Genomic DNA, 1,513 nt, shown 5'->3' on the forward strand with positions numbered 1-1,513 from the left:
AGAAATAACCGCTTAAAATACTTAAAATTAACGAAATGGTTGTTCCCAGAATGAGAATCATGAAAGATTCTTTAATTAATTTCGAAAAGATTTCAACATTCATTGCAACTTCTAATACACCGTCAAAATTCTTATAATGTAACATCTTACTATTAATTAATATTTCTTGATTGTGTAGTCTATATTTTTGGACTTTACCGAAGTCTTTTTTATTAATATGAATTTTAGGCATAGTTCTTGAGACTGTTAATATTTCTTTTCCATGATTATCGATTAATCGAATCATCTCATTATTTTGTATAATTTTTTCAAAATATGCTTTGTTTTCTGCAAAAGAAGCCGCATTAGGTCGTTTCGTTTTATATTCTTCATCTAAATAAGCTGACGTATCATTTAATCTCTTTTCAATGCGATGTTGCTGCTGATTCATCACTGACATTTGAATCAAAGCACTTTGAATAAGATTACATAATGTAAATATGACAAACATAAGCACAGCGATTGTAATTGTTATTTTCCATCTAATCGAAAGCTTATTTAACAAGGTAAGATTCACCTCTACATCCTCATTACATACCCAGTACCCCTTACAGTGTGAATATAGGTATTATTTTTATCATCTAGTTTTGTTCTTAAGTAGCTAATATAAACATCCACTACGTTTGTTTCAATTGTAGAGCCATAGCCCCATACAGTTTCTAATAAAATTTCTCTAGTTAATACACGATTTACATTGCTCATTAATAAATACAATAAATCGAATTCTTTTTTAGTTAAATCAATGATCGCTTCATCTTTTTTAACAACTCGAGCTGCAGAATCTAATGATAAATCTTTAAACTTTAAGCAGTGTAAATTTGTTGAACGATCGATTCGTCTAAAGATTGCTCGCATATGAGCTAAAAGTTCTTCAATAACAAATGGTTTTGAAATATAATCATCTGCACCACTATCTAAACCAGAAATTCGATCAAAAACACTATCTCTAGCTGTAATCATAATAATTGGTGTGTCTTTATGCGCTCTAATTCGTCTACAAACTTCAATACCACTTAAATTAGGAAGCATTAAATCAAGCAAGATTAAATCAAATTCTTGGTCGATCGCTAGGTTTAAACCATCTCTACCGTCATTTGAAATATGAACTTCATTTCCTTCATACTCTAATTCTAATCGTATAAAATTTGCTAATTCTTTCTCATCTTCTATAATTAATATTTTTTTCATATATTTTATCCCTCATTTTTTTATAATAACATCTATAAAATTATTATTTTGTACTGTATAAGGATATCTGTTTAAGATGAAAATGGCTTTACGAATATTTTAAAATTTAATTAGAGTTTTATTAGAAATTTTTAATGTTTTAACTTAATAACCTTGATATTACTACCTATTGTGTACATTTTCTAATAATTTCACTTAAAAACGATTAAAATTTATTTAAAAATATATTTAAAGCTTTCAAAAAGATAAGGTAAAAACTTTTTTATTACCACTTAATTTATGTAAT

The 1,513-nt window shown here is 26.9% G+C and carries 2 protein-coding genes; both read right to left on the reverse strand.

Features of this window, described 5'->3' with window-relative positions; all coding sequences use genetic code 11:
• Positions 1–556 (reverse strand): hypothetical protein (locus tag CN514_RS21575; protein ID WP_141529470.1); only part of this gene is annotated, 556 nt, incomplete at its 3' end.
• Positions 557–558: 2 nt separating this feature from the next.
• The gene (locus CN514_RS21580) at positions 559–1,227 is read right to left on the reverse strand and encodes a response regulator transcription factor (protein ID WP_056471929.1); all 669 of its coding nucleotides are present in this window, start codon (positions 1,225–1,227) and stop codon (positions 559–561) included.
• Positions 1,228–1,513: the final 286 nt, after the last annotated feature.

This window comes from Bacillus sp. AFS001701 (assembly GCF_002559405.1).
Taxonomy (GTDB): Bacteria; Bacillota; Bacilli; order Bacillales; family Bacillaceae_G; genus Gottfriedia.